This window comes from Pseudomonas sp. EU05-FHT14B02 (assembly GCF_058791055.1).
Genome location: NZ_JBYTDD010000022.1, coordinates 14,832 through 35,022 on the forward strand (window position 1 = coordinate 14,832; position 20,191 = coordinate 35,022).

20 protein-coding genes and 2 pseudogenes are annotated in these 20,191 nt (G+C 62.0%); 12 read left to right on the forward strand and 10 right to left on the reverse strand.

Features of this window, described 5'->3' with window-relative positions; translation table 11 throughout:
* Window positions 1-12 precede the first annotated feature (12 nt).
* From AC3WTM_RS19800 to AC3WTM_RS19825, 6 genes are all read right to left on the reverse strand, one after another.
* A complete protein-coding gene (locus AC3WTM_RS19800; RefSeq protein WP_102672307.1) occupies window positions 13-534 on the reverse strand; it encodes a cytochrome C in 522 nt (173 codons plus the stop codon).
* Window positions 535-755: 221 nt separating this feature from the next.
* Entirely contained in the window at window positions 756-1,277 is a 522-nt protein-coding gene (locus AC3WTM_RS19805) for a methylamine dehydrogenase light chain (RefSeq protein ID WP_008050506.1), read from the reverse strand.
* A gap of 18 nt (window positions 1,278-1,295) precedes the next feature.
* Window positions 1,296-1,922 (reverse strand): methylamine dehydrogenase accessory protein MauD, encoded by a 627-nt coding sequence (gene mauD / locus AC3WTM_RS19810; RefSeq protein ID WP_090454794.1) that lies wholly within the window; start codon window positions 1,920-1,922, stop codon window positions 1,296-1,298.
* A gap of 5 nt (window positions 1,923-1,927) precedes the next feature.
* Window positions 1,928-2,467 (reverse strand): MauE/DoxX family redox-associated membrane protein, encoded by a 540-nt coding sequence (locus AC3WTM_RS19815; protein WP_102672308.1) that lies wholly within the window; start codon window positions 2,465-2,467, stop codon window positions 1,928-1,930.
* 11 nt (window positions 2,468-2,478) lie between these two features.
* Window positions 2,479-3,627, reverse strand: a complete 1,149-nt coding sequence (locus AC3WTM_RS19820) for an amine dehydrogenase large subunit (RefSeq protein WP_102672309.1) — start codon at window positions 3,625-3,627, stop codon at window positions 2,479-2,481.
* 231 nt (window positions 3,628-3,858) lie between these two features.
* Window positions 3,859-5,349 carry a sensor histidine kinase gene (locus tag AC3WTM_RS19825; protein ID WP_102672310.1) on the reverse strand — a complete coding sequence of 497 codons (1,491 nt, stop codon included), beginning with the start codon at window positions 5,347-5,349 and terminating at the stop codon, window positions 3,859-3,861.
* 339 nt (window positions 5,350-5,688) lie between these two features.
* Between AC3WTM_RS19825 and AC3WTM_RS19830 the strand changes: the two genes are divergently transcribed.
* The 9 genes from AC3WTM_RS19830 to feaR all read left to right on the forward strand — a co-directional run bounded on the left by AC3WTM_RS19830 (window position 5,689) and on the right by feaR (window position 13,588).
* Window positions 5,689-6,852 carry an acyl-CoA dehydrogenase family protein gene (locus AC3WTM_RS19830; protein ID WP_102672312.1) on the forward strand — a complete coding sequence of 388 codons (1,164 nt, stop codon included), beginning with the start codon at window positions 5,689-5,691 and terminating at the stop codon, window positions 6,850-6,852.
* 31 nt (window positions 6,853-6,883) lie between these two features.
* A complete protein-coding gene (locus AC3WTM_RS19835; protein ID WP_057715413.1) occupies window positions 6,884-7,255 on the forward strand; it encodes a hypothetical protein in 372 nt (123 codons plus the stop codon).
* Window positions 7,256-7,258: 3 nt separating this feature from the next.
* The gene (locus AC3WTM_RS19840; protein ID WP_102672313.1) at window positions 7,259-7,729 is read left to right on the forward strand and encodes a nuclear transport factor 2 family protein; all 471 of its coding nucleotides are present in this window, start codon (window positions 7,259-7,261) and stop codon (window positions 7,727-7,729) included.
* Window positions 7,726-8,850, forward strand: coding sequence for an amidase (locus tag AC3WTM_RS19845; protein WP_102672314.1), 1,125 nt, complete (start codon window positions 7,726-7,728; stop codon window positions 8,848-8,850). Before AC3WTM_RS19840 ends, AC3WTM_RS19845 begins: the two co-directional genes overlap by 4 nt.
* Before the next feature lie 23 nt (window positions 8,851-8,873).
* Complete coding sequence (locus AC3WTM_RS19850) at window positions 8,874-10,157, forward strand: aromatic ring-hydroxylating oxygenase subunit alpha (RefSeq protein ID WP_102672315.1); 1,284 nt, start codon at window positions 8,874-8,876, stop codon at window positions 10,155-10,157.
* Entirely contained in the window at window positions 10,154-10,654 is a 501-nt protein-coding gene (locus AC3WTM_RS19855; protein WP_046040360.1) for an aromatic-ring-hydroxylating dioxygenase subunit beta, read from the forward strand. Before AC3WTM_RS19850 ends, AC3WTM_RS19855 begins: the two co-directional genes overlap by 4 nt.
* 10 nt (window positions 10,655-10,664) lie before the next feature.
* Window positions 10,665-11,405, forward strand: coding sequence for an SDR family NAD(P)-dependent oxidoreductase (locus tag AC3WTM_RS19860; protein ID WP_102672316.1), 741 nt, complete (start codon window positions 10,665-10,667; stop codon window positions 11,403-11,405).
* A gap of 162 nt (window positions 11,406-11,567) precedes the next feature.
* Window positions 11,568-12,518, forward strand: a complete 951-nt coding sequence (locus AC3WTM_RS19865; RefSeq protein ID WP_102672317.1) for a PDR/VanB family oxidoreductase — start codon at window positions 11,568-11,570, stop codon at window positions 12,516-12,518.
* Between the two features lie 152 nt (window positions 12,519-12,670).
* Window positions 12,671-13,588 (forward strand): transcriptional regulator FeaR, encoded by a 918-nt coding sequence (feaR, locus tag AC3WTM_RS19870; protein WP_102672318.1) that lies wholly within the window; start codon window positions 12,671-12,673, stop codon window positions 13,586-13,588.
* A gap of 72 nt (window positions 13,589-13,660) precedes the next feature.
* Here feaR and AC3WTM_RS19875 read toward each other — a convergent pair whose 3' ends face one another.
* A complete protein-coding gene (locus AC3WTM_RS19875) occupies window positions 13,661-14,290 on the reverse strand; it encodes a response regulator transcription factor (protein WP_053161157.1) in 630 nt (209 codons plus the stop codon).
* A gap of 258 nt (window positions 14,291-14,548) precedes the next feature.
* On the opposite strand from AC3WTM_RS19875, the gene hpaC reads away from it, so the two are divergent.
* The gene (gene hpaC / locus AC3WTM_RS19880; protein ID WP_102672319.1) at window positions 14,549-15,058 is read left to right on the forward strand and encodes a 4-hydroxyphenylacetate 3-monooxygenase, reductase component; all 510 of its coding nucleotides are present in this window, start codon (window positions 14,549-14,551) and stop codon (window positions 15,056-15,058) included.
* A 474-nt stretch (window positions 15,059-15,532) separates the two neighbouring features.
* Window positions 15,533-15,826, forward strand: a complete 294-nt coding sequence (locus AC3WTM_RS19885) for a DUF6124 family protein (RefSeq protein ID WP_102672320.1) — start codon at window positions 15,533-15,535, stop codon at window positions 15,824-15,826.
* Between the two features lie 184 nt (window positions 15,827-16,010).
* On the opposite strand, the pseudogene AC3WTM_RS19890 reads toward AC3WTM_RS19885, so the two are convergent.
* From AC3WTM_RS19890 to AC3WTM_RS19900, 3 genes and pseudogenes are all read right to left on the reverse strand, one after another.
* Window positions 16,011-17,042: pseudogene (locus tag AC3WTM_RS19890) on the reverse strand (methyl-accepting chemotaxis protein); the annotation flags it as partial.
* 369 nt (window positions 17,043-17,411) lie between these two features.
* Window positions 17,412-18,137 (reverse strand): annotated as a pseudogene (locus AC3WTM_RS19895) (cache domain-containing protein); the annotation flags it as partial.
* 54 nt (window positions 18,138-18,191) lie between these two features.
* Window positions 18,192-19,514, reverse strand: coding sequence for an alginate export family protein (locus tag AC3WTM_RS19900; RefSeq protein WP_102672322.1), 1,323 nt, complete (start codon window positions 19,512-19,514; stop codon window positions 18,192-18,194).
* Window positions 19,515-19,796: 282 nt separating this feature from the next.
* Between AC3WTM_RS19900 and AC3WTM_RS19905 the strand changes: the two genes are divergently transcribed.
* The gene (locus AC3WTM_RS19905; RefSeq protein ID WP_102672323.1) at window positions 19,797-20,186 is read left to right on the forward strand and encodes a c-type cytochrome; all 390 of its coding nucleotides are present in this window, start codon (window positions 19,797-19,799) and stop codon (window positions 20,184-20,186) included.
* The last annotated feature ends 5 nt before the right edge of the window (window positions 20,187-20,191 follow it).

The window sequence follows — 20,191 nt, forward strand, 5'->3', positions numbered from 1 at the left end:
GGCACATTGTACTCAGTAATTCATTCCGTCATCGATTGCGATGCCTTGGGCACGCATGGCCTTGATCAACTCACCACGGGTGCCGGGCAGGTTGAGCATGGTCTTGGCGCGCAATGCCATGACTTCTTCGGCGGTGTAAGGCTGATAATCAGCCGGCATGCTGCTACCCGCCATGCCGTCTTCGCGCAACAGCCAGTTGAGCAGGTCCGCCAGTTGTGCGTTGTTCAGCGCTGACTGCGACATGCCCGGCACTCGCACGAGGAATTCGCGGCCACCGGGCACTTTCAGAAAGTTACCGACGAAACCTTTCATCCGTGGCGTGTCGTTGGCGGTCGAACCCGTGCCGTCGCCCAGGTGGCAACCGGCGCATTGCAGCTGGTAGTTCACGCCGACGCTGTAACCGGCCTGGGCAATCGGGGTTTGCAGTGATTCATTGCCCGGCGCGTGATGCTGGTTCGGGTCGGGAATGGCCCGGGCGAAAGCGAGCGGGGCGCTCAGGGCACAGACAAGCCCGAGCGATATCAACCTACGCATTAAAAACCTCCGCTGATGACCAGTTTGGCACCTGTTGTAGGAGCGAGCTTGCTCGCGAAGAACGCAAGGGCGACGCGTTCAACCAGATAGCCCGCGTTATCGTTGACGCCCTTCGCGAGCAAGCTCGCTCCTACAGGTACACACTCAAAGCAGTAAAAAAACAAAAGCAGCCACAGAAAAAAAGCGCCGATTGTGCGGGCAACCGGCGCAAAGCGCGTTCTTTAAACGGCGACGCCGCGGATGACCGAAACAGTGCAGTGGTAGATGTGCGATTTGGCGGCCAGGCACCAGTTCACATCGTTATTGTTGAACGGGCGGTAGGCCGGTTCCTCACTGTCGTTACGGGTACAGGCACACTGGGCGCAGCTTTGCTTACCGCAGCAGTCGTTGTACGAAATGATGTAGTCCTTACCGTCGGCCGGGTTGCGGCAGGTGCCGATCCAGGTCACTTGCGAGGCTTCGGTGCCCGGAGGGCAGGACGTCACCGACCCACCGCAGCAGCTGCACAGAAAGCCGTCGATGGAGCAGTAGCGCCAGTAGTCGCAGCTGTTCGGATCGCCCGGGTCACCGGCCTGCGCAGGCTCCGCGGCCAGGGCCTTGCTGGTGCGGTCCAGCGGCAGCAGCAGTGGCAGGGCGGCACCGGCCACCATCAGCGAACCCATGCGTGCCAGCAGTTTGCGGCGCGAAGTGGTGTCGGCGACACGGCGGGACGAACGCTCAAACAACAGATCCAGCAGTTTCATAAAGGTCTCCCTGCCTTATCAGTGGCTATGGCCGTGGCTGTGGTCGTGATCGTGGGTGTGCGGTTGGGCATTGAGGTATTGCTGCAACGTGGCGTGCTTCAAATGCTCGACTTCGAACAGGCTGTCCAGGTGCTCACGGGAGTTGACCAGGCCTTTGGCGCGCAGGGTGCCGGCCTTGTCGATCAGCGCGGCGTACGGCAGCTTGCCGATCTGGTAGGTCATGCCCACTTCCGGGCCGACCACATAGGTGGCGTCTTCGAGTTTGTGTTCGCGGATCAGCGCTTGCTGGGCGTCCATGTCGCCATCGCTGACGAATACCACATCGAGGCGGTCCGATTGCTCCTTGGCGATGGATTTGATCGCCGGCAGCAGCGACTTGCAGATCGGGCAGGTCGGCGAGAGGAAAAACAGCAGTTGCGATTTCTCGCCGGCGTAACCGAAGTTCACCGGACGACCGTGACGGTCGCTGGCGGTGACTTGCGGCGCGGGTTCATTGACCGCCACCCCTTTGTCGACCATCAGCGCGCCAGCCGGGGCGAGACGACCGTGCAGCACGCCGATCTGCCGCACCAGGCCCATGACGACAAACGCCACGGCCACCAGCAGCACCCAGAGCAGAACGTTGGAAACAATCAAGCCTTCCATTTCGGTTACCTACCAATCAATTTGAGCAGAAGAGGGGAGTTCGCCAGCAGCCCATCGGCGGCGGCGTAGATGAGCAGCGCAACCGCGGCGGCAGCCAGGGTCACGAACCCATCGAACAGGTTGAGGTCGCGTGCAACCGGCGCCACGCTGGCCACCAGCGCCAGCGCTATCAGTGCGCTGTTACGTGCCAGCAGCACCGGACGCAGCGGCTGTGCCTGGTCGGGACCGGCGCAACCGCAATCGATGTCCGCGCGACCGCGCCACAGGTTGATGCCGATGGCGGCGGCGTACAGCGCCAACAGGCTGGCGGCGCTCAATGCGGCGTAACCACGGCTGACCGGCACCAGCAGGGCAAAGGCAATGGCCAGTTCCAACAGCGGCACCCACCGTGCCGTCGGGCGCACCAGCGCCTCGGGCAGCAGTTGATAGTCCGCCAGTTGCCGGGCGAAGCGGGCCGGCGCGCGCAACTTGTGGGTCGCGGCGCTGGCCAGCAACACCGCAATGGCGATGGCGCTGGCAATGATGAAGATCGGATCTGTATGCATGGCCGAACCTCTTAGTAGCTCAGGACCTGAGTCGCGGTTTTGGCGACTTTCGGCATGCTGCCGGTGAGCTTGTTGGTCTTCAGATCGAAAATCTGCAAACCGCCTTCCACGTCGGTGCCGAGCAACAACGGCTTGTCGTCGCCGGTTGCCTGCATGCTCCACACCGGAACCGGGGCTTCCAGAGTCGCTACCTTCTTGTGGGTCTTGAGGTCAAACGCCCAGATCAGCGGGCTCGGGTCTTCCCACTTCATCGGTTCGTGGGCGTCGTGCATCAGCACGTACAGGCGGTCCAGCTTCGGCGCCACGGCCATCATCTGCCAGCCACCCGGCGCCCAGCCGGCCTTCTTGTCTTCGTCGGAAACCAGCGACCAGGACGGCAGGACCTTCGGCGCATCACCGGCGAAATCCACCGGGCGTACGGTGCCGGTCGTGGTGGTGAAGTAGTAGGTGTCGCCGACGTTGACGGCGCGCTCTACCAGTTTTTCCGCGTTCGGATCAAAGAACGGCGTGCGGCTGCGCGCGGTTTCCTGGCCCTGATCGTTGAGGGTCACCACTTGCAGGCTGCCGTCGCCGCACAGCGAGGCGAAGCGGCGGTTACCGACCGGGTAGTTGAGCACGCAACCGGGGATGGCGATTTCCGTGGCAACCGCCTTGGTCTGGGTATCGACCACGGTCACCGACGTCGACGGGGTGAAGTTGTAGACGTAGACGAACTTGTCGTCGCCGCTCGGCTTGAGCGCATAACGCTGGGTCAGCGATTCGGCGCGCTTGTTTGGAATCAGCACTTCCCAGGCCGGCGACAGGGTCGAGCTGTCCCACGCGGTGAGCACGTCGGTGCGGGTGCCACGGGTTCCGCGGGAATACCAGATGTCCGCGCTGTAGATGGTTTTTTTGTCGTGACTGAGGGTCGACGGCGCGGCAAAGCCGGTCGGCACCATGCCGAGGATGCGCTTCTGGTCCGGATCGACCACGGTCACGCGGCCCGCCACGAAGCTTTCGAATTCGACGTCGATCACGAACGCGCGGTGAGCTTCCGGGGGAAACGCCAGAACGGTCTGGCCAATCGTACCGGCGGGCAAATCCGCGCGGGCACTGTTCAAACCGAGTACGAGCAGGCTCAGGCCAAGCGCTGACTGTACGGAGATCCTGTTTGTTCGCATAAGGGGAACTTCCTGAATTGTTGGTAACGCGGATCGCGGGTGCTTTGGCAGATTTTTACCCTTTGATTCTGCCGTGCCCTGAGATCGGGAGAATTGCCCTGCCTGCCAAGTGTTTGTGTGTCTGTGCCAGTGTCTTTGTAGGAGCGAGCTCGCTCGCGAAAAACCCAGGGACGCCGCTGGGCATCCAGTTTTCCGGGTCATCGTTTACGACCATCGCGAGCTAGCTCGCTCCTACAGGGAGGTGGGGGAAGTAGCGAGGGGAAGGGAGAAGGTAAACACCGCGCCGCACGGCTCCAGGTTTTGCGCCCAGATATCGCCACGGTGGCGGCCGATGATGTTCTTGCACAGCGCCAGGCCGATGCCATTGCCGCTGACCTTGGACGAGAAAAAGCCGTCGAACAGCTTCTCCTGCGCCTGGGCCTGGATGCCGCGACCGCAGTCTTCGATGCGCACCAGGGCCACATCGTTCTCGCGACTGGCGTGGATACGCAACAGGCGTCGTTCAGTGGGCAGGTCGGCCATTTCTTCAATGGCGTTGAAGGCCAGGTTGAGGATCACCTGGCCGATCAGCACCTTCTCGCAACTCACCCGCAGGGGTTCGGACGCGGCGACGATTTCCACGCGTACCAGGCTCGGATCGGCGCGCAGGCTGATGAAATAGCGGGTTTCGCGCAGCAGCTCATTAAGGTCGACCAGCTCTTCAGTCTGCTCCAGCTTCACCACGTAATCGCGCACGCTCTTGATGATCACCGAGGCATGCTCGATTTGTCGCACGGCGCTCTGCAAGCCCCAGGCGACGCCTTGATCGGTTTCCCCCGTGTTGCCCAGGCGAATCACTGCGCCTTCAATAAAGTTGCGGGTCGCCGCCAATGGCTGGCTCAGCTCGTGGGCGATGGCCACGGCCATTTCGCCCATGGCGTTGTAGCGCGCCAGGTACTCGAGTTTCTGCTCGCTGACCCGCCGCGCCTCTTCGGCCTGCACCTGCTCGGTCACGTCGCGGAACAGCAGCAGATGGCCGACCAGATCGTCCTCGATCTCGATGTAGCGACAAGTTGCGTCATGCCAGCGCCATTCGCCGTCCCGGCGCTGCACCTTGTAGTGCACGTTGAACGGCGCGTGCTCCGGCGTCTCATGGGCGAGCTGTTGCAACAAGCGCTGACGCGAAGCGTCGTCGCACCACGCCAGGAAGTTCTCGCCCATCAGCCGCTGCACTTCGCTGTCGAGCAGGTGCGCGCCGGAGTCGCTGATAAAACCGATATCGCCCTCGGGGCCGAGCACCGCTACACCTTCGGCCAGGTCCTGCATGAAGGCCTTGAGGCGGCTCTCGAAACGCTTGAGGTCGCGCTTGACCTTGTCCTCTTTGGAAATGTCACGGAACTGCACCATCAGCACATCGCGACCGTCCAGGTGCACCAGGGTCGCCACCGCCTCGGAAAGAATCTCCACCCCTTGCTTGGAGCGATAGCACCACTCGATGGTCCGTTGCCCGGTGCGCGCGGCCCGCTCAAGCCAGCGCAAACCTATAGAGCGCCGGTATTTCGGCGCATCGCGGGTCATGTCGGAGGCCTTCAGCGGCGTCAGTTCCTCCAGGGTAAAGCCCAACGCCGCCAGGGCAGCGGCGTTGGCCCAGAGAATTTCCTTGGTGTGCGCGTCATGAAGAATGATGCACAGCGGCATGGCTTCGATCAGCGCATAAAAGTCGTTCGGTTTTGGCTGGTACATCGCACGGCCCCTGGCGGCAGAGATTTGCAGTATGGCGTTTTATACCTGCTCGCACAGCGGAATGCGCTCAGAGGTTACCGGTGTGGGTCTAGGGGTTTTCTTTAGCGAGGGGGCTGCACGCACCAATAGTGGCGGCCGGATGCGGTTTTTACACTGGACCGCAATGCAAGGGTGACCACACCGATTCCCTGTAGGAGCGAGCTTGCTCGCGATGGACCTGAGAGCGCCACGGGGCGTCAGGTTTCCAGCGTCATCGTTGACGACCATCGCGAGCAGGCTCGCTCCTACAACGGGGCATGCGTGTCACCCCACTAACAATAAACAAAACGGAGAATGCCCATGCTGCGTTCAGCGGTTGCGCAACAAGATGCATCGATCGGCGTTGACGAGAATGTCGTCGACAGCCAGGCCTTTGCGCAGGTACTGGATGAAGTGCGCCGGCGCCGCGAAGAATTCGACACTGGCTCCCACGTGCCACGGGACATGATCGAGCGCTTCAAACAAGTGGGCATCTACCGTGCCGCCACGCCGAAATGCTTCGGTGGCGACGCCCTGGCACCGCACCTGTTCCTGCAAATGATCGAACGCATCTCCGAAGCCGACGGCTCGGCGGGCTGGGTGGCCAGCTTCGGCAGCGCCGGTGTCTACCTGGCGGCTTTACCACGGGAAACCCTGGCTGAACTCTACGCCGAAAGCCCGGATCTGGTATTCGCTGGCGGTCTGTTCCCCTTGCAACCGGCCGAGGCCGTAGAAGGCGGCTATCAGGTCAACGGCACCTGGAAATTCGCCAGCGGCTGCAAAGGCGCGGACCTGCTCGGTGTCGGCATCGGCGCTGCGGGCGGCAAGCCACGCACCGCTGTGTTCCGCCCGGAGCAGGTAGACATCGTCGAGAACTGGGAAGTGGTCGGCCTCAAAGGCACCGGCAGCCATGACCTGCGGGTGACCGATAAGCGCGTTGACGAGCGCTGGACCTTCATCCGCGGCGGTGCCTCGACCATCGACGAGCCGCTGTTCCGCTATCCATCGATCGCCTACGCCGCGCAAGTGCTGGCGGTGGTCAACCTCGGACTGGCCCGTGCTGCGCTGGACGAAATCAGCCGCATGGCGGGTGGTAGCGGCATCACCGGCGCGCCGAAATTGTCCGACCGCGCTTACGTGCGCATCGAGATCGCCAAGGCTGAAGCCAAGCTCAGCGCCGCCCGCGGTTTCTTCTACAACGCCACCGAGCAGGTGTGGAACTCGATACTGGCCGGCAACCCGGTCACGCCGGAGCAGACCAGCCTGTTGCGCCTTTCGGCCATTCATGTGTCCCAGGCCGGTGCCGAGGTGGTGCAGAGCGCCTACAGCCTGGCCGGCACCACCGCCATTTACCTGCGCCATCCGCTGCAACGCTACCTGCGCGACTCGATGGTGGTGACCCAGCACGCCTTCCTCAGTGAAGGCCTGTACGACGGCGCCGGCTCGGTGTTCCTCGGCGTTCCGCCGTTCCCGGGCTACATCTGAATCCCCATTACTTTTTCAAGGAACCACACCCATGTCGCAAACCACCCAAGAGCCATTGCGCGTCGTCTTCTGCATCGGCATCACCCAGAACTTTTTCGACCTGCCCACCGGTGAAGGCCTGAGCGTGTGGAAGGGCTTCAGCCAGATGATGGGTGACCTTGGCGCGATGCCTGGCATCACCGTGCTCGGCGCCATGGATGACGACCGCTTGATGGTCGGCCCGTCCACTACCTCGCCCTGGACCGTGTACATCATGGCCGACGTCGACTGCCACCAATCGGTGATCGACGCCTGCAACCTGTTCCGCACCACACCGGTCGGCCAATACAGCCTGTGGCGCTACGCCAAGATCGAAGCGCGCATCGGTCGTCCGCTGACCATTCCTGACGCGGCCAAGGTGTAAGCCATGAACGAGGCCTTGCTGCAGCGTCTGGCGACGCTCGAAGGGGAAAGCGCAGTGCGTCGCTTGATGGCGCGCTACATGGACCTGTGCGATGTGCCGCGGGTGCCGACCCAGGTCAGCGAACTGGCCGAGCTGTTCTGCGTCGATGCGATCTGGGAAGGCGTTGGCCGCGAGACCGCGCAGACCTTCGGCCGGCATCGTGGACGCGAGGCCGTGGCGGCATTTGTCGGCGGTTACTTGCCGCCGTCGGATCACTTTCAGCTGAACCTGCATTACCTCACCAGCGAGTCGATCGTGGTCGACGGCAAGGCGGCGCAGGGGCAGTGGATCATGCAGCAGATCTCGACCTACGCCGATGGCCGCAATGAGTTGTTCGGCACGCGCCTGAACATCGATTTCCGTTGTGTCGACGGTGTCTGGCTGATCGCGCACTTTCGCACGCAACGCTTGTTCAACCAGGAGTTGGGCGCATGAGTACCTTCATCAGCGAGTTCCTGCTCGGTGGCAGCGGCAAACGCGTTGCCATCAAAGACTCAATCGACATCGCCGGTTACCCGACGCGCTCGGGCAGCCGTGCGTTCGCCGATGCACCGGCGGCGACGCAAAACGCCGAGGTGGTCGATGCGATCCTCGATGCTGGCTGGCAGATCGTCGGCAAGACTAACCTGCATGAACTGGCCTTTGGCGTGACCGGTATCAACGACTGGACCGGTACGCCAGTGAATCCTCAAGCACCTGATCGTGTTCCGGGCGGTTCCTCCAGCGGTTCGGCTTCGGCCGTCGCGGCAGGCCTGGCGGACATCGCCATCGGCACCGACACCGGTGGTTCGGTGCGAGTGCCGGCAGCCTGCTGCGGCGTGGCCGGGCTCAAGCCGACTTATGGTCGCGTCAGCCGTGTCGGTGCGCATCCACTGGAATCGAGCCTCGATTGCGTCGGGCCGTTCGCCAAAAGCATGGGCGATCTGATCGCCGCGATGCAGGTGATCTGCCCGGGCTTTACCGCTCAAGGCCTGCCAGGTGACGGCGCCAGGGTCGGCTTTCTCGAGGTGGCCTGTGATTCGCACCTGCAAGCCAGCCTAGGTGCAGCCGCCGACCGCGCCGGATGGCGTCGCAGCAACCTGCACCTGAGCGAATTCGAAGCAGCGTTTGCCGCCGGCCTTACCGTGATCAATTTCGAAAACTGGGCGGCGTTCGGCCATTTGACCGGCAAGGGCCTGATCGGCGCCGACGTGGAAACACGCTTGCTGGCGGCCAGCCGCACCACGCGCGAAGAACTGGCCCAGGCCGAATCCGTGCGCAGTCGGTTCACCCGACAGGTGGATGCAGCGCTGGACGACTTTGCCGTGTTGCTGTTGCCGACGCTGCCAACCTTGCCGCCAACCCTCAGCGAAGCCCGCGCCGGCAGCAAAGCCGTGGCCGGCATGACCCCGCTGGTGCGGCCTTTCAACCTCAGTGGTCACCCCGCGCTGACGGTGCCGGTGGAACTCGATTGCGGCGGGCTGAAAGTCGGCCTGCAAATCGTTGGCCGCAAAGGTCAGGACGAACTGGTCTGCGCCTTTGGTGCGCAGCTGCAAGCCTCTACCACTCAATCATAAAAAGAAGCCATGAGGAGAACCGCATGAGCACTCACGAATATCAGCTGATCGCAACGTCGAAAAGCCCCGAAGACCTGGTCCGGCACGACCGCGTCGACGTCTCGCTGTACAACGACCCGGCGCTGTTCGAAGCCGAGCTGGACAAGATTTTCTACCGCACCTGGGTGTGGGTTGCCCACGAAAGCGAAGTGCGCAATAGCGGCGACTTCAAGACCGCCACCATCGGCCGCCGCCCGGTGATTGTGGTGCGCGACAAGAAGAACAACATCAACGTGCTGGAAAACCGTTGCCGGCACCGTGGCGCCACCGTGTGCGAGAAGCACAAAGGCAACGCCACCGGTTTCACCTGCCCGTATCACAGCTGGTCCTATGGCCTGGACGGCAAGCTACGTGCGCTGCCGTATCCGGACGGCTACGAAGGCATCCTGGAAAAGTCGGAATTGCCGCTGACCAGCCTGCGCGTAGAGAGCTACGCCGGCATGGTCTTCGCCAGCTACAACGACGAGATCGAACCGCTGGAAGACTTCCTCGGCGGCGCGAAACACTGGATGGACCTGTTCATGAAGCAGGGCGCCGGCTACCCGATCAAGACCCAGGGCGAACACAAGTTCAGCTTCAAGGGCAACTGGAAGATCCAGCTGGAAAACACCACCGACGGTTACCACTTCCCGATCGTGCACAAGTCGTTCATGTCGTCGGTGGATGAAGAAACCTCGGAAATGCTTTCGTTCATGACTGACGAACAAGCCGTGACCCACTCCCTGGGCAACGGCCACAGCGTGATGGTGATGGTGCCGGAGCACGTCGACCTCGATCACGACGACGGCACCGAGCAGTTGCAGGAGCGCTTCGCTCATGTGACCGAAGAACTGTCGAAGACCCTGCCGGCCGATCAGGTCCGTCGCATCGTGCGCTCGCTGCACGGCGCCGGTTTCAACCTGAACCTGTTCCCCAACGTCGCGATGTCGATGTCGTTCTTCCGCGTGCTGCGCCCGGTGTCGGTCACCGAAACCGAGATCCGCCACGTAGCCCTTGGCATGGACGGCGGCCCGGAAATCGCCAACCGTGAACGCATGCGCATCCACGAACACTTCCAGGGCCCGTTCGGTTTCGGCAGCCCTGACGATGCCGAAGCCTGGGATCGCGTGCAGCGCGGTTCGTATGCCGGTGTTGATGCGCCGATCCTGGTCAACCGCGGCCTGAACCGCGAAATCACTGCCGAAAACGGCGACAAGGTCAGCCACGCGACCGACGAGGGCGGCATGCGCGGTGCCTATGACATGTGGAAAAGGATGATGAGCCAATGAGTAATCACGACACCCTGAACGGTTTTTCCGGCCCGTTGGCCCAGGCCATCGAATTCATCTGGCGCGAAGCCGAACTGCTCGACCACAAGAACTACGCCGAATGGGCAACCTTGTGGAGCGAAAGCGGCAAGTACATCGTGCCGATCGACCCGGACACCGAAGATTTCGAAGCGACCCTCAACTACGCCTACGACGATGCGCGCATGCGTGACCTGCGCATCGAACGCCTGACCGCCGGCTACTCGCCGTCAGCGGTGGACGCGGCTAAAACCATCCGCACGATCTCGCGTTTCCGCCTGGTGGAAGCGGCCGGCGATATCGTCGAAGTCAATTCGGCGCAGCTGCTGTACGCCTACAAGCGCGGCGTGCACACGCCGTTCGTGGCCGACCTGAACCACCGTATCCGCTTCACCGACGGCGTGCCGACCCTGGAGCGAAAAGTGGTGCGCCTGATCAACTCCACCGACAGCCTGAGCGCGCTCGGCTTCCTTTTGTGAGGGCAACATCATGAGTCGAGTAGCCCTCGTAACGGGTGCCTCGCGCGGACTGGGCGAATGCATCGCCCGCCGTCTGCACGCAGCCGGTTATCGCGTCGGCCTGGCGGATGTGCGCCTCGATGGCGTACAACAACTGGCCGCCGAGCTTGATAGCAGCGGCGCTACTGCCGTCGCCATCGAACTGGATGTGCGCAGCAAGGCCGACTTCCAGCGTGCCCGTGACCTGCTCGCCGAGCGCTGGGGCGGCACCGACATTCTGGTGAACAACGCCGGTGTGTCGAAAGTCGCCGCGCTGATGGACATCACGCCGGAAGAATTCGACGAGTCGATGGCGATCAACCTGCGGGGCACCTTCGTGGCCTGCCAGGTATTCGGCGCGCACTTCGCCGAGCGCGGCTTCGGTCGCATCGTCAACATTGCGTCCCTGGCCGGGCAGAACGGCGGCACCGCCACCGGTGCGCATTACGCGGCGGCCAAGGGTGGCGTGGCGACCCTGACCAAGGTCTTCGCCCGTGAACTGGCGCCCCAGGGCGTGACGGTCAACAGCATCTCGCCAGGTCCGCTGGACTTGCCGGTGGTACGCGAAACCGTGGCTCCGGAGCGTCTGGAACAGATCCTGAAAATGATTCCGGCGGGCACCCTCGGTGACCCAACGTTCATCGCCGACAGCGTGTTGCTGCTGATCGCCGAGAATGCCGCCTCGGTAACGGGTGCGTGCTGGGACATCAATGGCGGTTTGTTCATGCGCTGAGCAGCAGAAAAATGCCCCCACCCTGTAGGAGCGAGCTCGCTCGCGATGATCGTCAACGATGACGCTGGAAACCTGACACCCCGTGTTGTTCTCAGATTCATCGCGAGCAGGCTCGCTCCTACAAGGTGCAGTAAACCAAAACAACAGTATTCAGGTGATGCAATGATGAAGGTGAAGATCGAAAGGATCGTCGACGAAGCACTGGATATCCGTTCCTTTCGCCTCGTGCGCAGTGACGGCCAGCCGCTCGACACCTATGAACCGGGTGCCCACGTCGACCTGACCGGGCCGACCGGGGTGACCCGTCAGTATTCGCTGTGCAGCCCGCCGCAGGATCGCCGTGCGTATCTGGTGGCGGTGAAGAAAGAAGCCCAGTCGCGCGGTGGTTCGCTGGCGCTGCACGAGCAAGTGGAAGAGGGCATGGAGCTGGAAATGGGCACGCCGCGCAACCTGTTCCGTCTCGATGACAGTGCCCGCGAACACGTGCTGTTCGCCGCCGGTATCGGCGTGACGCCGCTGTTGAGCATGGCTTATCGACTGGCGGAAAGCGGCCAGCCGTATCGTTTGCATTACTTCGCCCGTTCGGCGCAGTACGCGGCGTTTACAGAGCTGTTGGCGACGAAGTTCGCTGATAACGTGGAGTTTCACTACGGCGTTGAACCGGCGGATCTGGACGGCGCGTTGAGCGAATGCCTGGCGCGTGCCGGCAGCGCCGCTCACGTCTACACCTGCGGCCCGGCACCTTTCATGAACAAAGTGGTGGAAGTGGCGTCCCGCAGTCGCTCTGACGATTCGATTCACCTTGAACACTTTGCCGCAGACCCGGCCGCCAACAGCGCCCCGGCCGGCACGTTCGAAGTCGAACTGGCCAGTTCCGGCGTGGTGCTGCAGGTGCCGGCCAACGCCAGCCTGGTCGACGTGTTGCAGGCCCATGGTTGCGACATCGACACCGAGTGCCGCGAAGGCATCTGTGGCACCTGCATCGTCGAGGTACTGGACGGCGTGCCTGAGCACCGCGACAACTGCCTGTCGAACAAGGAAAAGGCGTCCAACAAGCAGATTTGCGCATGTGTATCACGGGCGCTTTCCGCTCGTCTGGTATTGGACATTTAACCCGTAGGTCGACTGGAAAGCTTGGGCCGGAGCCTGTTGAATGGGCGCCCGGCGGCCGTCGAAGGAGGAGATGGCTACAGAAACAACCGTTTTGACGAACCGCTCGATGAAGCGGTCGAAAAATAACAACAAAAACGTGAGGCTTTGCGGACATGATTACAGCATCGACGGTGCGCAACGAGGCGTTCGAAAGTTGGTTGAGCCAGGTGAACCAGGCCTGTGGGCGTTTCGATGCCCGGGCACTGGACACCGATTTCTACGGCGAACTGGCGGAATTTCGCAGCGGTGCGATCAACCTGAGTGTGGTCGACATGGCGCACGTGCATTTGTACCGCACCAGCAAGGACGTCAGCACCAGCAGCGACGGCCACTACTACGCGGTGTTCCAGATGCGCGGCAGCTCGCAACTGGAGCAGGGCGACAACCGCGCGCAACTGGGCTGTGGCGACATCGCCCTGATCGACGCCGGCCGCCCGAGCGACATGATCTACAACGACGATTGCCGACAGCTGTCGCTGATTCTTCCGCGCCAGGTGGTCGAGCGGGGTTCACACTTCAATACCGTCAACTGCGCCACGCGCATCGCGGCCGGCAGCCCCCTGGCGGCGATGGCCAACAAGCTGGTGCTGGACACCCGCCAGCAGGAAGGGCTGGACATGCAGGAAAGTGAGGCCGTGCTCGATGCCCTGGCCAGCCTGTTGCTGCCGGGCATCAGCGCCCGGGACGGCGGTGCAGACGCTCATGAGCGGCAGTTCCGCAAGATCATCGCCTTCATCGACGCGCACCTGAGCGACGAAGAACTGTGCCCCGAACTGATCGCCCGTGAAGTGGGGATTTCCGTGCGCGGCCTGTACCGGATGTTCTCCAAGCGCGGGCTGGTGGTGGCGCAATACATCAAGCACCGGCGCCTGGATTTCTGCGCCGAAAACCTGCGCCGCGCCGATGTCGAGCAGAAGCTTTCGGCGTTGTGTTATGCGTGGGGCTTCTCGGATTCGAGCTACTTCTCGTCGGCGTTCAAATCGCGCTTTGGTGTGTCGCCAGGGGCTTATCGCAAGCGCTATAGCTGCTGAATTCGATGTTGAATGGGCTGGCCCCATCGCGAGCTTGCTCGCGATGGCGGCCTCATGATCGCTGCAAATCACTCAGTGCCGCACCGGCTCATCCACCGGTAAATGCAGCACCTCGCGTACCAGCATGGCGATGCTGGAAACACCCATCTTTTCCTTGATCTTGGTGCGGTGCACATCAACGGTCTTCACGCTGATGTTGAGCTCCCGGGCAATCACCTTGCTGGCCTTGCCATCGATCACCAGCATCAACACTTCCCGCTCACGGCTGGTCAGCAGTGCCAGTTTGCCTTGCAGGTTCTGACGCTGCTGCTGATCGGCCTGGGCGTGCACGGCGGTCTTCAGCGCGGCCTGGATGCGGTCGATCATCTGCTGCGGGTTGTAGGGCTTCTCGACGAAATCCAGCGCGCCGTTCTTCATCGCCGTGACCGACATCGGAATGTCGCCATGGGCCGAGACGAAAATGGTCGGCAGGGTGCTGCCGCGCTGGTTGAGGATTTCCTGCAACTGGAAACCACTGGTCTCCGGCATGCGCACGTCGAGCACCAGGCAGGCGGGCTGCTTGGGGTCGTATTGGCTAAGGAACTCTTCGGCGCCGGCAAAGCACTGCGCCTGCACGCTCACCGACTCCAGCAACCAGGCCAGTGAGGTTCGCAGGTCCTTGTCGTCGTCAACGATATAAACAATCGGTTTTCGGATTTCCATCGGGGCTGCCACGAAGTTTTCTAATTATTGTTTTCGCACGGGAACGTGCGGCACGCATTGGCTCATCTTTCTGGAGCCAGTATGCAGAATACCCACTGTGACCGGCCCTTGCGATAAAGAAACCACCTAGTCGACTAGCGGAAACCCAACCCTGCCATGGGGATCGTCAGAATGGTTGCGGCGCGCCCGCAGCCTTAGTCTTGTTCCATCACCTACGGGCCGCCAGATAGCGGTCCTCCTGAAGGAAGGGGCATCGACATGGCCGACCTGAGCCAGCAGCAAATCGACTTTCGCAACGCCATGGCGCAGCTGCCTGCCGCGGTGAACATCATCACCACCAACGGCCCCGGCGGTCGTTGCGGCATCACTGCCAGCGCCGTGTGTTCGGTGACCGACTCGCCACCCACCGTGCTGGTGTGCGTCAACCGCAACAGCGCCACCCACGATGTGTTCCGCACCAATGGCCATCTGTGCGTCAACGTGCTGTGTGGCGAGCAGGAAGAACTGGCCCGTCATTTCGCCGGCATGACCAAGGTGCCGATGGCCGAGCGTTTTGCCTGGGACCTGTGGGACGACGGCGCGGCGGATGTGCCGGTGCTGCGCGATGCCCTGGTGCAACTCGAAGGACGGATCAGCGAGTGCAAGGAAGTGGGGTCGCATTCGGTGATGTTCGTGGAGCTGACGAAAGTAGGCGTGCGCGAGCCGCGTGACAGCCTGGTGTATTTCAACCGGTTGTTTCATCGGCTTGAGCATGCCAGTGCAGCTTGAGAAAGACCGCGTTATCGTTCATCGCGAGCAAGCTCGCTCCCACAGGAATCTGTAGTGAACACAAAGTTTGTGTACGACTGAGATCAACTGTGGGAGCGAGCTTGCTCGCGATGGCGGTGCCAGTTTGGAATGCATGTTTAACGGTTGTAGGAGTAACTTCCTGCAAGCCACAACGCCTTGCGTCATTGCCTACAGCTAAGCCAGAATCCGCCGGCTTGTGCGCCCTGGAGGCCATCGGTAACTTGGTCCGCGTCACTGATTCCCAGTGATCGGGTTTAGCAGCCCGTGGTGACATGAGACGCATTGGCAGTCCAGACAGTCAGGTATTCCCCATCCCTGCACTTGATGGCAGCTGTGCGCAGGGCGCCCTCGGGCGCGCCGGTTTCGCGTCTCCCCGGTCTGCTAACCTGCGTACAGCCGCCACCCATCGTTTAGCAGCGAATCGGTGACGGCTCCAGTTCTGGAGACCGAAGGATGTTGAAGGTTACCCCTGATCCACCGAATACCGACTCTTGCCCCAACCCGGCCGCTCACATCATGGGCAGCCCGCACAAACCCTCCACACTCTTCACCATCAACCCCGCCATCAACACCGAAACCCTGCTGGCCCACGCCTGCGAATCGCTGGCCTCGGCGAGTGTCATGGCCCATGACCTGGCGGGTTTTCTGGAAGGCACGCACCGCAACACCCTGCTGGGCATCGCGCAAGTCATCATGCTGGGGGAGTTGGCGGTGAATCGGGCGCTGGATCGTCTCGATCCGTCTTGAGCCTGATCCGGGTTGCCCGCGAAAGCAGCGTGTCAGCCTTCACTGATATTGGCTGTGAGGGCCTCTTCGCGAGCAAGCCCGCTCCCACAGGGGATCTGCGGTGTACACGGATTTTGTGTGCGGCAGAAATCCAATTGTGGGAGCGAGCTTGCTCGCGATGACGGCGTATCAGGCAACCAAAATTTCAGATCCGAAAACTCCCCACCAACTGATTCAACCGCGCCGCCTGTTGCTCCAGCTCGGTACAAGCCCTCAATGTCGATTGCAAATTCTCCACGCCTTGTCGGTTCAGGGTGTTGATCTGGGTGATGTCGACATTCAGGGCCTCGACCACCGCGGTCTGTTCTTCGGTGGCGGCGGCGACGGACTGGTTGACGTTGTCGATTTCGCCGATGCGCTGGGTCACGCTGCCAAGGCGGGAGCCGGCGAGGTTGGCGATGGTGACGCTTTCTTCGCTGTGGCGCTGGCTCTCGGTCATGGTGGTGACCGACTCCCGCGCGCCCACTTGCAGCTCTTCGATCATCTGCTGGATCTCCAGCGCCGAGGCCTGGGTGCGTCCGGCCAGGCTGCGCACTTCGTCCGCCACCACCGCAAACCCACGACCCGCTTCACCCGCCCGCGCGGCTTCAATCGCCGCGTTGAGCGCCAGCAGGTTGGTTTGTTGGGAGATGCCCTTGATCACTTCGAGGATCTGCCCGATGTTCACGGTCTTGTCGTTGAGCACTTCGATGTTGGCGCAGGAGGCACTGATCTTGCCGGACAGTTCGTTCATTACCTCGATCGTGCGTTGCACCACCTGGCGTCCATCCTCGGCCTGTTGCCGGGCATTGGTGGCCTGATGCGAGGCATCGGAGGCGTTATGGGCGATCTCCTGCGCTGCCGCGCCCAACTGGTTGATTGCCGCCGCCACGCTGTTGGTGCGGGTGGATTGATCGTCGAAATTGCTCATCGACGAGTTTGAAGCATCTAGCACCCGCAGCGCGCCTTCGTTCACCCCCAGCGCCGCCGATGACACCTCGCGGATCGAATGGTGGATGCGCTCGACAAAGCGGTTGAAGGCGGTCGCCAGTTGACCGATTTCATCTCGCGATTGCACTTGCAGGCGACGGGTCAGGTCGCCTTCGCCGAGGGAGATGTCTTCCATGACCCGGGTCAGCACTTGCAGCGGCCGGGTGATGCGTTGCGCGGTGTACCAGATCAACAACAGGCCGAGCAGGGCCGAGCCGCCACCGAGCAGCAGTTCAAGTGCAGTGTTTTGCACGCCCTGGGCATCGAGTTCTTTCTGCAACGTAGTGACCGGTGCCAGCAACACGTTCTGCGGCACACCGACCAACACGCCCCATGGCGCGGCTCCGGCAATCGGCGCCAGCGGTTCAAGCACCTTGATTTGCCGGGCGTCGACAAACACTTTTGGCTGGCCCTGACGCAGGCTGTCCATCACTTCGGCATTGTCCATTGGCTGACCGAGGCGACCGACGTCCTGGCTGTTGGCAGAAATCACCCCACGGGGGCTGACGATGCTGATCTGGCCGTTGCCATCGAACAGTTCACGGGCGCTGGCTTCGCTGTTGTGTTGCAAGGCGGCGAGGTTGATATCCAGTCCCACCACGGCAATGACCTTGCCGTTTTCCAGCAGCGGGAAGGCAACGCTGGTCACCAGTTTGCGGCTGCCGGAGGCCTCGTCGAAATAAGGTTCCAGCACACAGGCCTGGCCGGTGTCGCGGGCACAGGTGTAGAAGGCGTTGTACGGTGCACCGCTGGGGCCCGGCTCAGTGTTGGCAAGCAGGCCTTCGTCACCGATGACCGCCTGCAGCTCGCCGGGTTTGCTCTGCACCCAATAGAGCGCAAAGCGTCCGGCTTCGTTGCTGCCCAAGGCGGCCTGGTCGGCGAAGTCGGCGTCGGCACCGTCGAGTCCACCGGGTTCGAAAATGACATAAAGCCCGAGCAGGTCGGGCTTGTCGATCAAGGCTTGGTGAAGCTGGGTGCTGAGTTCCTGGCGCAGTTGCGGGCGAGTCAGGCTGCCCTGATGCTGCAACTGTCGCAGGTACAACAAGTAGCGCGATAACCCCTGGCCGTATTCGTGGGTCTGCATGAAGGTGCGCTGCACTTGCATGGCCTGCACTTTGCCTAGGGCCTGCATGTGTTCCCTGGCCGCATTGGCGAGCATGTCGCCGCTGGCCTCGGCCACTTGCCGGCTGCTCTTGTGGGTCTGATAGAGCGACAAACCCATCAACAAGCCGACGACCAACAGCAGGCAGAGACCAGCGAGCAGGGCGATCTTGCTCTGGATCGTCAGGAATGTTCTGTGCATTGGAAATACCTTTTTCCACGCGGGCAATGGCGTGGCCACTGCCCGCGGCCGAGATTAGAAGCCGGTGGCGAACACCACCTGGGCGTAGACGTTCTTGTCGTTGTTACCCAGTTGGGTACCACCGTCTTCGGCGCTCTTGTCCGGTTGGTAGATGCCCACCAGTGGCATCACGGTCAGGTGGTCGTTGACGTGCCATTCGGCGTACAGGTCGACTTCGTGGCCATCGGTGTTGCCCAGGTTGCGGTCGATGGTGTCGAAGTTGAAGTACATCGCGCCGACGGTGAGGTTCTCCAGCGGCGAGACTTTCAGCGTGACGTTCTGGATACGCGAGTTACTGTTGAACGGCCCGGCGTAGTTGCCCGCCACTTCACCCTGGAACCAGGTGCCGTAGCCACGGCTGAAACCGTAGAACAGGGTGTCGTAGCCTTCCGAGAAGCGGCTGTAGCGGTAGCTTGCGCTAGGCGTCCAGACTGCGTCGGAGAAGGTCCAGCCGGCCTCCAGGTACCAGGCGTCTTCGCTGGTGGTGTGAGGTTTGTCCTGCTTGGCGTATTCACCGGACAGGAACAGGTCTTTCACCCCGGCGTTGCCCGCCGCACGCAGGCTGTAGGTCTTCATGCCGTCGCGTTCGAGCTGGATCGGCGAGGCGTACTGTTCATCGATATCCGTGGTCTTGATGAAGGTCAGGCCGACCGTACCGGCCTCGGCCACGTGCTCCAGGGTGCCGACGTACATTTCGGTCTTGGCCTGGGCGCGGTTGTCGGATTTGAGCCACATCAGGTCGCTGCGCCAGCCTTCCTTGCCGCCCAGACGCAATACGGCGGTTTCGTCGAAGGCCTTGCGTGCCGCCAGGTAATAGGCGCCGCCCCGGTTGAATTCGCCGTCGGCCAGGCCTTTGCCCATGTTCAGCGCGTCGCCGTCGATCAGGAAACCGTCACCGACCACAATGTTCTGACGACCGAAGGACAGGTCGACGCCGTCACTGCCCAGCGCGCCGAACAGATCGGCCGAGCGCCAGCCGAGGTAGGCGTCTTCGAACTTGGTGGTGCGTTCCGAACCATCGGAGAAGCCGGCGGCATCGCCATCGCCCCAGGTGCCGGAGCTGAGCATGTTCGCCGCGCCGTACGCGGTACCCACACCGCCCAGGCCTTGATCGAAGCTCAAGCCGTATTTGATGTAGCCCTCGCGCCACGACGAGCTGCCTTCATTCAGGCGACCGGACAGGGCGTAGTTTTCCTGGCTGTGGAAAATGCCGAACACGGCTTCGAGGGTAGCGTTCAGATGGCTGTCGTCATCGGCGTAGAGTTCATAGGCACCGGCATTGCCGGCACTGATCATCAGCGCGAGCGTCGAGAGACGAAGCAAGGGGGACTTGAGCATGGTGTGGCATCCGTTCTTGTTCTTGAGCGCAGGTTTGCGGTCTGTCCGGATACTAAGGCGCGGCTATTGTTTACCCTTTTCCCTGTTTGCCAATTAGTTGGTTGTGCATGCCAGATTCCCCGGTTTGGCAGCCCGGCCAACACAACTGGCACGCAGGGCAAAACCTGCGTGCCGGCGACCACCGACAATCCCTGACAACCTGCCGAAGCACCGTTGCCTCGGCATTTTTAGTGTTGGCGTTCGCCTGCTGGCGGGCGCGTGGATTTTCAAGGTCGTTTTCCTATGTTCACTTCGCTGCGTTTGCCCGTGATCGGTTTGCTGTCTTTCACCCTGGTTCAGGCGGTGTCCGCCGCCGAGTGCGCCCCGGACACGAGCCGTGGTGCCGAAGTGTTTGCCACTGAGTGCAGCGTCTGCCACGCGGTGACCAAGGGCACGACCGGCATGATGGGGCCGAACCTGTTCGGTGTGTACGGGCGCAAGTCCGGCTCGCTGGCGGGTTTCAGCTACTCCCAGGCCATGCGCGACAAAGACGTCGACTGGCAGGCCGAGAACATCACGCAATTGATCACCCAACCCCAGGCTTTCGTGCTGGGCACCTACATGCCCTACATGGGCCTGGCTTCCGCCGACGACCGCCAGGCGGTCGCGTGCTTCCTCAAAGAACAACACTGATCAGG